Source organism: Spirosoma arboris, assembly GCF_009754945.1.
GTDB lineage: Bacteria > Bacteroidota > Bacteroidia > Cytophagales > Spirosomataceae > Spirosoma > Spirosoma arboris.
Map to the genome: position 1 here is coordinate 37,573 of NZ_WPIN01000021.1, position 14,765 is coordinate 52,337.

General features: G+C 45.8%; 10 protein-coding genes. 3 read left to right on the top strand and 7 right to left on the bottom strand.

Annotated features, from left to right (window positions below):
* Positions 1 to 563 precede the first annotated feature (563 nt).
* Positions 564 to 3,428: a GEVED domain-containing protein gene (locus GO755_RS34460; protein WP_157589990.1), complete on the top strand. Its 2,865-nt coding sequence runs from the start codon at positions 564 to 566 to the stop codon at positions 3,426 to 3,428.
* 166 nt (positions 3,429 to 3,594) lie between these two features.
* Here GO755_RS34460 and fumC read toward each other — a convergent pair whose 3' ends face one another.
* From fumC to GO755_RS34495, 7 genes are all read right to left on the bottom strand, one after another.
* The gene (gene fumC / locus GO755_RS34465) at positions 3,595 to 4,995 is read right to left on the bottom strand and encodes a class II fumarate hydratase (RefSeq protein ID WP_157589991.1); all 1,401 of its coding nucleotides are present in this window, start codon (positions 4,993 to 4,995) and stop codon (positions 3,595 to 3,597) included.
* Positions 4,996 to 5,280: 285 nt separating this feature from the next.
* Entirely contained in the window at positions 5,281 to 6,171 is an 891-nt protein-coding gene (locus tag GO755_RS34470) for a sugar phosphate isomerase/epimerase family protein (protein ID WP_157589992.1), read from the bottom strand.
* A gap of 298 nt (positions 6,172 to 6,469) precedes the next feature.
* Positions 6,470 to 7,213, bottom strand: coding sequence for an alpha/beta hydrolase (locus GO755_RS34475; protein WP_157589993.1), 744 nt, complete (start codon positions 7,211 to 7,213; stop codon positions 6,470 to 6,472).
* A 50-nt stretch (positions 7,214 to 7,263) separates the two neighbouring features.
* Positions 7,264 to 7,500, bottom strand: coding sequence for a hypothetical protein (locus GO755_RS34480; protein ID WP_157589994.1), 237 nt, complete (start codon positions 7,498 to 7,500; stop codon positions 7,264 to 7,266).
* 158 nt (positions 7,501 to 7,658) lie between these two features.
* A complete protein-coding gene (locus tag GO755_RS34485) occupies positions 7,659 to 8,984 on the bottom strand; it encodes a PQQ-dependent sugar dehydrogenase (protein WP_157589995.1) in 1,326 nt (441 codons plus the stop codon).
* Between the two features lie 157 nt (positions 8,985 to 9,141).
* A complete protein-coding gene (locus tag GO755_RS34490; RefSeq protein WP_157589996.1) occupies positions 9,142 to 10,854 on the bottom strand; it encodes a GMC oxidoreductase in 1,713 nt (570 codons plus the stop codon).
* Positions 10,855 to 10,943: 89 nt separating this feature from the next.
* Positions 10,944 to 11,459, bottom strand: a complete 516-nt coding sequence (locus tag GO755_RS34495) for a gluconate 2-dehydrogenase subunit 3 family protein (protein ID WP_157590091.1) — start codon at positions 11,457 to 11,459, stop codon at positions 10,944 to 10,946.
* A 387-nt stretch (positions 11,460 to 11,846) separates the two neighbouring features.
* Here GO755_RS34495 and GO755_RS34500 point away from each other — a divergent pair, with 387 nt between their 5' ends.
* A complete protein-coding gene (locus GO755_RS34500) occupies positions 11,847 to 13,310 on the top strand; it encodes a S41 family peptidase (protein WP_157589997.1) in 1,464 nt (487 codons plus the stop codon).
* A 302-nt stretch (positions 13,311 to 13,612) separates the two neighbouring features.
* Positions 13,613 to 14,686 carry a Kelch repeat-containing protein gene (locus GO755_RS34505; protein ID WP_157589998.1) on the top strand — a complete coding sequence of 358 codons (1,074 nt, stop codon included), beginning with the start codon at positions 13,613 to 13,615 and terminating at the stop codon, positions 14,684 to 14,686.
* The last annotated feature ends 79 nt before the right edge of the window (positions 14,687 to 14,765 follow it).

The following is a 14,765-nucleotide window of genomic DNA, read 5'->3' on the forward strand; positions in this document are numbered from 1 at the left end:
AACCAATATTCGTTTAAACAAATTTCGTTTAAACAATGAAAATAGTTGACCGATGCCTATACAAACAGGCTTAAAAGGAGATTAACTTTTATTAGTACAATAAAATCATTCCATTAGAATAATACAATTGGATTTCCAGGCAAAGAGAGCGGTTGATTAGTCTGAAGGTCTTTGGAAGTAATTTAAAATTTAATTGTATTTTAATTTTAAATTCTGATGGGCAAAATCACCTCCAGTCGCCTTACTAGCTCACTACAACTAGTATCTTACTCTTATCAGCGCAGTATTGAAAATATCCAGTGATAGAGCACTAATAGCCCGATTATGAAAGACTTTTCCCTAGTTTGTTTATCAGTATCAGCTGGCGTTAAACAGGCCCAACTTGCTTTGCAAAGCAAGTTGGCATGACTTAATCTTATCAATAGAAATTCGTCGGTTAGCAATACTCTCGCCTATTATAGTTCATATTCGGCATGGAAGCTATTTAGATCAAGGTAAGATTAGGCTAATCCTTGCTTTGACAAATCAGTAGTTTAATTATTCACACTTTAATAAATTAAAATATGCAGTACTGTGTCCGTATTCTACTAATCTTAACAATTTGGTTCAGTGATAGTATACAGGCTTTGCTTCTTGCTAAGCCAAATCCTACAGCAAACCTCGCCTACTCAGCAACGAAAAAGAAGAAAGTTGCCGGACTGACCATCTCAGGCTCTATTTACAATGATGCTAACGGCCTGACTGATGGCCTTGTCAACGGTCCCCTTCTGCTCAATAGCGCCTATGTCTGCCTGGTTGATCCCGTTTCGAATATTATTCTTACTTCTAGGCTGGTATATGGTACGGCTGTTTATAGCTTCTCGGACCTAACCCCTAACACGACGTATAAAGTCGTGTATTTCTGGCAGGAAGTGAACGTAGGAACTCAACAACCCTCAAATAATTACTCAGGTACTGCTTTCACCGGAGAGGGGACTGCTCCTGGGGGCGATGGCACACCGGATGGAATGACTTTAATCAGCCTAACTGATCAGGACGTGTCAGGAGTTAATTTTGGCATAGATTTTCTGCCTTATGCCTATAGAACAAAAACGTCGTCAATCAATCCTGGAGGTACTGTTCAGGTAAAAATACCGATATTAACCGGTACGGATACTGAGGACGGTTTTTACAATGGCGTCAGTGGAACGAATACGATTATTATTAATTCACTGCCAACGCCTGCCACTGGCATTCTTTATTATCAGGGGGTGCCAGTAAAGGCAGGTGATCTTATTCATAACTATAATCCAGCTCAATTGACAGTCGACCCAGCGGATGGGTTAGTGACAGTCAATTTCACCTTCAGCGTAGTTGATGCTGCTGGCCAGGCAAGTTTCCGGGAGGTCGGGGAGAATGTAACTATCAATGATGGGCCTGCTCAACTTATTTTAGATTTTGTCTTTCCTCCACCGACTATCTCTGGCCGAGTTTTCCACGATGCCAATGGTCTGACTGACAACACGGTGAATGGCACCCCGCTCAATGACGACCCTCCACTCCACGTCGTCATCCTCAATCCAAATCCAGGTTCCCTCACCTACTATAGTTTTACGCAAGTAGCTAAGGATGGAACTTACAAAATCACGGTAGATCCTAATACTACCTACCGGCTATGGCTTTATGAGGGCCCTATTCCCAGTTTCGCTCTATATGGCCTCTCTACGATACACCCTACGGGGGAACACATTGGGGCAGGCCCTGGTAGTGACGGTACGCCTGACGCAGGCATTCAAGTTACCGTAGGGCAAACGGGGGATGTTTCGGAGGTAAATTTTGGGGTCGATTATTGGCCTGTAACTAATTCAGTGACAGCCACCGTTCAACCTAACCCACTGGGTACAGCTCGGGTACAAGTACCAACCCTAACGGGGTCTGATCCAGAAGATGGAGTTTATGACGGCATCAGTGGTACTAACACCATCTTGATTTCCAAGCTGTTTGGGACAGATTTTTGCACATTTTATTATGATAATATTCCAGTTACCGAAGGACAGACTATACCTAATTATAATCCAGCCAAATTAACGGTAGATCCTAAGGATGGGAATGTTATAGCCAGGTTTCTCTATGGTCATGTCGATGCTGCTGGTCTCCAAAGCAATACCTTCGCCCAAATGACTATGCCTTTCAGCGACACGGTCACTCAGCTAGACTTTGGTGATGCTCCTGCTGCGTATGGCACTTGGCTAAATGAGTCTAATGGCCCTCGCCATGTTATCACAAACGGGTTACGGATCGGAAATTTGATTGATGCTGAACCGAATGGGCTTCTTTACGATAATGGTCCTTTACTTGATCGGAGTGCTACTGGGGACGATATTACTGGTGATGACGACGAAGACGGCATCACTTCTTTCCCAGAATTACATGCCAACCAAACTGGGTATGTGCTTAGTGTCACAGTAACGAATACAACAGGTTCAGATGCGACTCTAAATGGCTGGATTGACTTTAACAGGGATCAGCAGTTTTCGACCAATGAACGAGCTCAGGTAGTCGTCCCTACAGGCGCAACCAGTGCTACCCTAATCTGGTCCTCGATTACCTGGACAGGTGGGGGATTCGGAGCGGTAGGGCCTAGTTTTGCCCGTTTTCGGTTAGCTAGCGCAGCCAATGAAATAGTGGATACAGGCGGGCAGGCGAATTCAGGCGAAGTGGAAGACTATGCGCTTACTATTCAGACACCGCTTCCAGCCCTATCAGCAGGGGCTTCGTTGCCGCTGGCTAACGTGGGAATAGTTGTGAGTCTTACAGCCACGGGGGCTACTACTTACCAGTGGCAAGCACCATCCGGGGCACAGTTCACCACTTCAGCTACCAGTCCGTCCGTATCAGCCAGTCTGATCACGGCTGGCGTACAAACATTTACTCTAGTAGCTACGATAGGTGATTATAGCCAGACGCTGCTGGTAAGTGTAACGGCGGTATCTGGCCCTGATCTATCGGCCATTATCAGTCTGCCCGATGCTAACTTCCAGGCTGGAGATAGCAAAGATTTTCTCATCCAGCTCCAGGAGGTTAACGGGGAAACTGCCAGTGGCACCATCGTTATTACCATCACTGCGCCAGCAGGCTATACTGTCGATTTTAACAATTCGCTGACCAGTATCGATGTGGCAGGGGGCAGTAATAATCCCGTCGCCGTGCAGAATAGTAAGTGGCAAATCAGTAACAATGTGGGCAATCACCAATTGAGCCTCACTATCAACAGTGGTGAATCGGTAGAGGCTAACACAACGCTAAATCTAGGCTTTAGTGTCACTCGCACCACGGCTAATGCTGGTAGTACATCAAATATCACCATCAATGTAGCCGATGATGGAGGAGGCAGTTATGATGTCAACAGACTTAATAACGTTTACGCCCGTATCATTAGTGGCTTGTAACCTCTGTAAACCCTAAGGAATGAAGATGAATATTTTAGAGCCCGGCTTGACAAGCTGGGCTCTATTCTTATAGACTAACTGTATACAAAAAAGGCCTCATTGCTGAGGCCAAAGAATAAGTATGTTTTAAAAATAATTATTTCTAGCTAAGGCAGTGGGCTAAAACTTACTTGATCTCTCCAACCATATCTTCCGGCTTCACCCATTCATTAAACTCTTCTTCCGTCAGATAGCCGAGTTTCAGTGCGGTTTCTTTTAAGGTCGAGCCGTTCTTGTGGGCGGTCTGGGCAATTTCGGCGGCTTTATAATAGCCGATTTTGGTGTTCAGCGCCGTTACCAGCATTAGTGACGAATCAACGTGTTTTTTGATGTTCGCTTCGATGGGTTCGATGCCTTCAGCGCATTTGTCGTTGAACGATACACAGACGTCGCCAATCAATCGTGCCGAGTGCAGGAAATTGTAGATCATGACCGGCTTGAACACGTTTAATTCAAAGTGGCCCATGGCACCACCAAAGTTGATTGCCACATCGTTGCCCATTACCTGTGCGGCTACCATTGTCATAGCTTCGCATTGGGTTGGATTCACTTTACCCGGCATGATCGACGAACCCGGCTCATTATCAGGAATGTGCAATTCGCCGATACCTGCACGAGGGCCACTCGACAGCATGCGAATGTCGTTCCCGATTTTCATCAGGCTAGCGGCTACAGTTTTCAAAGCACCGTGGGCTTCTACAATGGCATCGTGTGCGGCCAGGGCTTCAAACTTATTTTCGGCCGTGATGAATGGCAGGCCCGTTACGTCGGCAATGTGCTTCGCTACATTCTCCGAATAATTCGGGGGGGTGTTGATTCCCGTCCCAACAGCGGTTCCGCCTAAGGCCAGTTCGCTCAGGTGAGCCAGTGAGTTATTGATAGCCCGCAGACCGTGGTCGAGTTGCGAAACGTAGCCCGAAAACTCCTGCCCAACCGTAAGGGGAGTTGCATCCATGAAGTGCGTCCGACCGATTTTGACGATGTGCATGAACTGTTTCGACTTGGCAGCCAGCGTATCGCGCAACTTGGTGATACCCGGAATGGTAACGTCGAGCAGGATTTTATAAGCCGCGATGTGCATAGCCGTCGGGAACGTATCGTTACTCGACTGCGACTTGTTCACATCGTCATTGGGGTGCAAAAACTTCTTTTCATCGGTAAGCTGACCGCCGTGCAGTACATGCCCACGATAGGCCACAACTTCGTTGACGTTCATGTTCGACTGCGTACCCGAACCCGTTTGCCAAACTACCAATGGGAATTGATCGTCCAGTTTACCTTCCAGAATTTCGTCGCAGGCCTGACCGATAAGGTCGCTTTTTTCTTTTGGTAATACGCCAGCATCGAGGTTGGTTAATGCAGCCGCTTTTTTGAGATAAGCAAATGCCCGGATAATCTCGCGGGGCATTTTATTGATGTCCTGAGCAATTTTGAAGTTCTCGATAGAGCGCTGGGTTTGAGCGCCCCAATAAACGTTGGCCGGTACTTGCACCTGGCCCATCGTGTCTTTTTCGATGCGGTATTCCATGAATAAATGAGCGAATTAGTGAATGAGTGATTGAATGAATGAGAAAGGAAGCCTATTCGCTCGATCACTCATTCGTTAATTCACTCATCAGATTTTCTGCAAAGGTAGAAAGGGGCTCGTGTTTTACCATGCTGTCTGGCAGTTTTACCCACGAACCTGACGCCACGCAACACTAGGTTAAAAAGTAGCATAAAAAATAAACGCCAAACAAGGTTTGTCTATACCCTATCTGGCGTTTATCGTACTACTTATAAATCGGATATAGCCTTATGCAGGCCAAACGGATTACACTTTCAATTTCTCAACATTCTTGTAGCTAATTGCAATCGATTCGAGCGGTGGAAGCTTACAAACATCCTGCTCCACAAAGTAATGCGTCATACCTGCCGTTGCCTTCGCATCGAAAATACGTTGAAAGTTAATGGAGCCCGTTCCAACCGGCGCAAACGCACGTTCGGCTGTTTTTTCCATGTCCTTGATATGCCAAAGCGGGAAACGACCGGGGTGTTTTTTGAATAGAGCAACGGGGTCCTGATTGGCGAACGTAGCCCAATAAAGATCAAGTTCGAGTTTTACCAGGTTCTTATCGGTACCACCTAACAGCACATCATAGGGTAGTTTACCGTCCATTTCCTTAAACTCAAAATCGTGGTTGTGGTAACAGAACTGCATGCCAGCAGCTTTAACCACTTCCGCCGACTTATTGAACAGCTCGGCAAATTGCTTGTAGTCATCTAATTTCTTCCGCTCATCGGGGAACAAGTAGGCGCAAACCATGTATTTCTGTCCAATGGCAGCTGCATCGTCGACGGCACGCTTCCAGTCGTTGGTAAGCGTTCCTTTCGCATTAGGCATCGTTTTGCCCGTTGTATAGTGTCCGCTGGGCACCGATAGACCCAGACTTTTCAGCTGGTCAGCAAACACTTTAGGCGTTTTTCCAAAGAATTTACCATCCGAATAACCAAACAACTCAACTTCTTTGTAGCCTATCTCAGCTACTTTTTTCAATGTTCCATCGGGGTCTTTCCCCATCAAATCCCGCAGGGTATACAATTGCAAACCAACCTTTTTCGAAGAGGCAGCAAACGCATCTATCTGGGGTAATAAAGCCGCCGACGTCGCAAGAGCCCCTAATTTAAGAAACTGTTGGCGGGTAATCTTTTCGGAGTAATTCATAAAACAATAGGTCGGTTAATGAGCAACAAACAAAGTGTCTGTGCATGGGTGTAAAGGTACAGATTGATTAGGTTTACTGTTCAGGGTAGGCGCATTCGAGATTGTCGCAACGCCGATACCTGTTAGCCTACTATCCAACCTAGTGTTTCGGATATGCATAAATTAAGTAGTACGTGACATTTATAACTTACTACTTAATTACTTCCCAGCACCCAATCGGTTTATTTCTTCAAATAAAATCCTCAAAATCAAGTCAATAACTCTAATCTTCCTTAAATACCAGCTATTGACAGGATGATTAATGAAGTTGAAGCCATGCGAAATACTCCTTTTCTACAGTAACCCCATTGTAGACTTTATCAATAACCCTCCCCTTCGCATCATAAGTTAGTTTGTAATATGTATGGTCATGATTGGGATATGCCTTTAGAGTAAGATTCGTTTTCCCGCGACGGGCAAATTCAAGGGGTAAAATATCGTTCGAGGTTGACCCTACATCAGCAGTGCCATAGATCACACGAATTGGTATGGTTAGCGCAAGTAGATAGTCTAGGTTATGACCGTGCGAAAATGAATACATGGTGCGCCTTGGGTCACCTATGGTCGACGTAGCATTGAGCGAATCTTTACAGATGGTAACCCATTCGCGCTGTAATTCCTCGACACTCCGTTGAGCCTCTTCCTGCGTATACTCGCCCGTATATCCTTTCATTCGCTCAATACGCATGATGGATTGATGCCGCCCCTCCAACCCACCCGATGATACGATTAAATGGGTAACCCTACGATTTGTATACGCTGTTTTAATGGCCACATGGTAGCCTTCCGACCCACCAGCGAGTACAACCCGTTTGGTATCTGCCCAAGGTTGTTTAAGAACAAAATCAAAAACAGCATTGGTCTGACGAACGTAATAATCAAGATAGTTGTGATGCTGGTATTTTTCTGGGTACATCGCTGGCTTAGGATTAGTACGTGTATTAAAGAGTGTATCTAAATACGCATCGTCGACAACGAGAGGAACACCCGGTTTGGCAATCATAATCGCATAATAGTCTGCTTCGTGGTCGTAGCAGGTGATGGGAAGTTCCGTTAACGAAGGTTTATTAGTCTTCGGATTAATGGTAGCAGAGAACCCTGCCTAAATAGAAAAATCGGCTTGCGCTTCGTCAGTTCACCTTTTCGGGCGACCACCGCGAATGTAATTGAGTCTCCTTCGAACGGAATAGTAAAAACAGTATAATCGCCGATATGTCGTTGAGTATGTTGACCAATTGCCAGATTGACGATAAGACTGGAAAGTAAAACTGTCAGAACTAGATAACGCATCGTTTAGCAGGAACTTTGTACATCATAAAGATTCATTGTCAGGCACATCCTTCCAAGTTAATGTTTGTTAAAAGTCCGGTCAAAGCCATAAACCCAAGCACACAAAAAGCCACCTGCTCGCGCAGATGGCTTTTGTAAATTATTGGTGATATCGTCAATTACTTCTTCTTCGAAGCCGTCATTGCTTTCTGGCTTTTTGCAGAATTCTGATAGCTAATTTTAAACAAGGTTCCATTTAAATCATCGGTCACATATAACGATCCATCGGGGCCCTGAGCTAATCCACAGGGACGATGCTGAACAGGTCCTGCCGGTTTCTCCAGGTCAACTCCGGCGAAATTATTTGCAAAAATCTCCCACGGACCCGATGGCTTGCCATTTTTAAATGGCACAAAACCAACCAGGTAGCCTTTATGTATCGGCTGTGATTGAGAATGGAAGGCAACAAACGCCCCATTCCGATAGCGTTCAGGAAACGCGGTTCCGGTATAGAACAATAATCCATTGGGAGCCATATGAGCAGGAAAAGCAACTACTGGGTTTATCGCTTTTTCGCCACCCGTTTTTTTGCCATCTCCTCCATATTCAGGCGCTAGAATTTTCTTTTTCTGAATGGGATCGTAATAAATATAAGGCCAGCCGGCATCATCGCCCTGATGGACTTCATACATCGTTTCGGCAGGCAACTCGGCGCTTTGCTGTGGCGTATAATATTGCGGGTAAAAATCATCGAATCTGCCCCGGCCGTGTTGCAGAACAAACAGGGAATTGGTTTTGGCATTCCAATCCAGGCCCACTACATTTTTCAAACCGGTTGCATACCGAGTCCCAGTGGCAAAAGCCTGATCAGGAACGTTCGCTTTAAAACGCCAGATGCCAGCCGCCGAATCCAGAAGCGGGCAGGGCATTAAGCCTTTCCCCGTTCCGGTCTCACGACAGGCATCGTTATCTGAGGCTATATTGACATACAGATTATTCTGATTATCGACCGCAATTGACTTCGATTTATCCCGATCTTTTTCACGCAGGCCTGATACCAGTTTTTCGGGCTGATCGGCGTTAATTACCTCTTGATTCGCATTGAGTTTATACCGATAAATACTGTTGTTCGAGGACGCATATAAATACCCATTGTTGATAAAAATACCCGTTCCAGGGTAATCACCAAAGCCTGTGGTTTCGTCAATAAGACCATCTTTGTCGGTATCCCGAAGCCGATAAATCCCTTTCCCGTCCTTGAGTTTAGCCAGTTTCACATAGATATCGCCGGTTTTGGTGATAGCGATGTGGCGGGCCGAGCCTAAATCCTGAGCAATTATAGTCCCAGAAAAGCCTGACGGAAGCTTTAATTCCGTTGGTGTGTCTGCCTTCTTTACTGTACGAACAAATGGCTTTGGATGCTTGCCAGTATGGTTTTCGGCCAGGCTATTTAGTGCCAGCACTGAAGCCATCAGACAGGTGATTCCGAAAAAGGATTTAGTCATGGTTTGTAAACTAGGAATGTATAATTTAATGGTTTGCATTAAAAGTTAATTAATCCACGGAAATACTTCTGGCGCGTGCGAATACCCGCTCCAGATACACTAAAGGCCAGTCGTGAAAGCGACTGGCCTTTAGTGTATTAACTAGGTCGATAAATAATTACACTAAGCCTTTCTTCATTGCTTTCACGGCATAATCGGCAGCACGGGCCGTTAGTGCCATATACGTCAGCGATGGGTTTTGTGTGGAAGTTGACGTCATAGAGGCTCCATCTGTCACAAATACGTTTTTCACGGCATGAAGTTGATTCCATTTATTGAGCATCGACGTTTTAGGATCTTTGCCCATCCGAACGCCCCCCATTTCGTGAATATCGAGACCAGGTGCCGCATGGCTGTCGCGCACCCGGATATTTTTGAAACCGGCTTCCGTAAACATTTCTGTCAATTGCTCCTGGTAGTCCTTCACCATCTTGTCGTCGTTGTCGTCGTAGGCGATGGAAATTTTCAGTTGCGGAATGCCAAACGGATCTTTCAATGTCGGATCGAGGGCGAGGTAATTTGTTTCTTTCGGGATGGTTTCACCCATCATGTGCGAACCCACATACCAGCCCCCAAGTTTAGGATTCAACAGACTTTCTTTCAGATCGGCTCCTACTCCGCTTTGATCAGAGCGCGACATTCGTCCAGCTGAAAAACCAGAAGCATAGCCCCGTAAAAAGTTCGTTTCCTGTTTCAATACATTTCGGAAACGCGGAATATAAGGGCTATTCGGTCGCCGACCATCGGTTGTCGAATCAAGATTTCCGTCGTACTCACCTGAGATACCCGCCCGGTAATTATGGAAGGCGACGTATTTACCTAGTATTCCGCTGTCATTACCCAGACCATTTGGGAACCGATGCGATGTTGAGTTTAGCAACACTAAGTTTGAGTTCAGGGCAGCAGCATTCAGGAAAATGATACGGGCATAAAACTCCTGCATCTGTTTTGTATTGGCATCAATCACACGAACGCCAGTAGCCCGACCTTTCTTCTCGTCATAAATTATTGAGTGCACAACCGAATGCGGCCGTAACGTCATTTTACCCGTTTTAGCTGCCCAGGGTATGGTCGACGAATTACTGCTGAAATACCCTCCAAATGGGCAGCCACGCTCACAAATGGTTCGATGCTGACATTGTGCCCGCCCCTGCTGGAAATGAATCGGCTGGGGTTGCGTCAAATGAGCTGCCCGCCCCATAATCACATGGCGATCTTTATATTTAGCCGCCACTTTTTGTTGAAAATGTTTCTCTACGCAATTCCATTCATGGGGTGGCAAAAATTCGCCATCGGGCAATGTCGCCAGGCCATCTTTATTGCCCGTAATTCCGGCGAAACGCTCTACGTAGCTGTACCAAGGTGCAATATCGGCATACCGGATGGGCCAGTCGACGGCGAATCCGTCACGGGCAGGGCCTTCAAAATCGAAGTCACTCCAGCGTTGGGTTTGTCGTGCCCACATCAGCGATTTTCCGCCAACCTGATAGCCCCGAATCCAATCAAAGGGTTTATCCTGAACATAGGGATGTTCGGCATCTTTCACAAAAAACTGCTCAGTACCTTCGTAGAATGCATAGCATTTACTAATAATTGGGTTGGCCTCCCGTACTTCCTGCTTAAGCTGGTTCCGATGTTCGAACTCCCAGGGCTGTTTGTTGGTCGTCGGATAATCCGTTACGTGCCGCACATCACGACCCCGTTCGAGTACCAGGGTACGAAGACCTTTACCCGTTAATTCTTTCGCGGCCCAGCCTCCACTAATACCTGAGCCAATGACGATGGCATCATAGGTATTTTGGGCTTGAGCGTCTATATTTAAGTAAGACATTTTTCTGTTTGTAGTTTACGGTTTATAGTATTCGATTTACGCTAACTGATGCGTTAGCCATCGTAAACCGAATACCATAAACAGACTATCTATTTTCCTTGAGAAGATGCTTTTGCTGGCACCGGTACACAACCGTGGTAGCGGCCCGGAATAAATTCATAATGCGTGAGATTGGTCATCACATATTCCGATGTCATGTATCCCCGAATAGTTAAGTTCTTCACCAACGAATAAAAATCTTTCTGCGCCGAATCCGTTGATTGCGACAGTTGCGTTAAAAGGGCTGTTCGTTGGGCTGTATCGCCTTCAGCAAAGGGTTTGCTGAAAGACTTCTGGGCCAGATCATTTAACGTATCGAGTCCCTTACCAAGGTTTTCCTGCGCAGTCTTGGGATAGCAGTCTGCCACCATTTTCTGAACGAATTGATGAACATTCAGGGTTTTTGCACCAGGAGTATCGGTAACTGGTATTATCGTTTCGACTATCTCGGCCAAAAGTTCAGTCTGACTTCCAGAAAGAATTTGCCGAGTCGCACGGACAGTTTCAGTCGTCCAGCCATTGGCCCAGGCAGGCAGGCTAATAAGCCCCCCAACAGCCCCAGCCATTGTTTTTAACGCATTACGTCTTTCCACAGGTTTGTTATACTACTAGGGTTTTATAAAACATATTATCAAAGATACAACATAACTGCAACTACTTATCGTCCTCCAGGCTGCTCTAAAGCCTATTGATTCGGAATAAAATTTCATGACTACCTGCCAAGAATAGCCATTGCGTTTTGCATTTTCTGAACCATCATCAAGCCATACTGGCCCAGAAAATCAGCAGTTTACTCACTGGCAAGTCCTCGGCGAATATCCCACCCAGCCGAATTAAATGACTATTAAATTCTAGTAGCCGGATTACTTACTGCAACAATCAGTATTTCGGTCGCGTAATCATTATAGATTAAGACAGCTTTTTATTCAACTTACTCTATAGACAAGAACGATATGAATTTCGTACTTACAACAACAAAAGAGTTACTTTCTTCCCGGATTTGGTCAATACTTCTACTGGCAGGTTTCGCCATGTCGTTGTCGGCCTGTAAGAAGAGTACTGATGATGTTACCCCGCAAACGTCGGCCACAACCAGTGAGAATCAGACTATTGACTCCTGGATTTTATCGAATATGCGGGAGGTGTATTACTGGAACGCCAAAATTCCGGCAAACCCCGATACAACCCTGGCTCCTGATGTTTTTTTCGACTCCATTCTGAATACATACAATGTTACTACTAACCCAGATGGTGACCGGTTTTCATGGATTGAAAATGATGCCAATACGCTGACAGCGGAACTGAGTGGGCAAACGACAACAACTGGCATGGAGTATAATTTATACCTGCGTGCGTCGGGCTCCACGGATGTTATTGCTCAGGTATTGTATGTGCTCCCCGGATCACCAGCCCAACTAGCTGGCATTAAGCGGGGTGATATTATCTCGAAAGTAAATGGTCAGTCGCTCAACACGACCAACTATTCGGACTTACTGTTTACGGGAACAACCTATACATTTGGATTCGCCAGTATCAGCGGATCTTCGTTGGTCGATACCGATAAAACCATCAGTGTAACGGCCACAACATTTCAGGAAAACCCGGTATTTCTGGATTCAGTGTATACGGTAGGGAGCAAAAAAGTGGGCTATTTAGTTTACAACCAGTTTGTTCCAGGCGCTAATGGAAGCACTGCCGATGAATATGATGCCCAGGTAGATGCCGTCTTCAGTAATTTTAAAGCGCAGGGCGTAACTGAGCTTGTTCTTGATTTACGCTACAATCCAGGTGGCTATACATCTTCCTCTGCGAACCTGGCGAGCCTGATCGGGAAAGGAATCAGTTCCAGTAAATTGTACTTCCGTGAAGAATGGAATACTACGATTACTCCGCTATTGCAACAGGAATATGGCTCCAGCTTCTTTGTGCAGAATTTCCTCGATAAATCGCAGAATATCGGTAGTAATCTCTCCCGGGTATTCGTTCTCACAACCGACCATACGGCGTCGGCCAGCGAGCTTATCATCAATGGATTACGGCCATACATGACTGTAACGACGATTGGTACAACCACCTATGGTAAAAACGTAGGCTCTATTACTATAACGGATGATTCTGGACAGATTAAATGGGGAATGCAGCCTATTGTATTTAAATCGTATAACAGCGCAGGGCAGTCAGACTATTCGACAGGGTTTACACCCAGTATAGAAGTTGACGAACCGATTAATCTGTTACCCCTGGGCGATATAAATGAAGCCTACTTAAGCACAGCGCTCGGTCAGATTTCGGGTAGTGTGGCCAGCGGCCGACGGGCAACAACGAGTGGTAATCCACTGATTACGCTGGGGTCATCTATCCAACGCAAGGCCGGTGGTAAGTCGATGATTCGGCAGCTTAAGAGCCTGAAATTTTAAGTTTTTTTAAGGAATCTGATTCCAACGACTATGACACAAAGCGAGTCTTTGTCTCATAGTCGTTTCGATTTTATCATAAGTGTCTTTAAACCACTACGAATAATTAAGAATTTTTATGAGGAAAACACGTTGGTAAGTAAGACCCCTTTGGCTTAATTTTGCACGACCTATTTGATACACAACTCCACCTGAGTTAGGCCCTTAATCTGTCGACTCGTATCAGTAAGACTATCAAAATCGTCGTTCTTAACGCAAATTACTGTAACTTTACGTTTTAATTCGTTCGTTCACGCTCGTTTTTCATGATTCATTTACCATTTCGATTCCTTTCGACTAAGAGCTCACAGTCGAAAGCTGTATCTTCCGAGACTACCCTCTCTAACGCTACAAAGAAGACCAAACGCGTCAACTGGATATTGGGTCTAATCAGCATTGGCTGGGCAGGGCTCCTTATTGGTTGCAACACCTCCAGCACAGTAGTCATTCTGGGTGACTGGACGTCAAAATCTGAATTAGAAGGCCCGGCCCGCTTTGGCGCTTCCAGTTTCGTCATCGGTACGATTGCGTATATGGGAACTGGAACTGACGTCAGCAATAACCGTCTGAAAGACTTCTGGGCCTATGATCCCACTCGAAATGCCTGGACGCAGAAGGCTGACTTTGCGGGTATAGCCCGCAACGTGGGCGTAGGTTTCTCTGTTGGTACGAAAGGCTATATTGGTACTGGTCTTGATGCGAACTCCACCCGCTTAAAGGATTTCTGGGAATATGATCCGGCAGCTAACAGTTGGAAGCAGGTCGCTGACTTTGGAGGTACAGCCCGCCAAACAGCAACAGCTTTTTCGATTGGCACAAAAGGCTATGTAACGTGTGGTTTCGATGGTAACTACCTGAAGGATATGTGGTCGTATGATCCTACGCAGAATGCATGGACGAAAGTGGCTAGTTACGGCGGTTCGAAGCGTGTAGGTGCTATTGCTTTTGTCATTAATAATATGGCTTATGTGGGTACGGGTAACAACAACAATTCAGCGCAGCTGGACTGGTATGTGTATGACCCTTCACAGGATTTGTGGACCCAAAAACTTAACTTTATTACTGATCAGACGAGCATTGCCCGGAGTTATGCCGTTGGATTTGCAATCAATGGCAAAGGGTATATTACCGGTGGTGATGCGTCGACCAAAGATGTTTGGGAATATGATCCAACTACAGATCTATGGACTGCCAGAGGTGTATTTGAAGGCGCTTCCCGAACTTATGCTGTAGGCTGGGCAATTGGCAATAAAGGTTATGTTACAACGGGTAGCAATGGCACCAGTCGTTTCGATGATCTGTGGGATTTCGATCCGACTATAGAACAAGTCATTCCCTAAACCGCACTCACAACTGGTGCCATTTGATTTGGGCGATAGTTGTGCAGGTACAGTTAATGATGACAACCGATTCGCAACC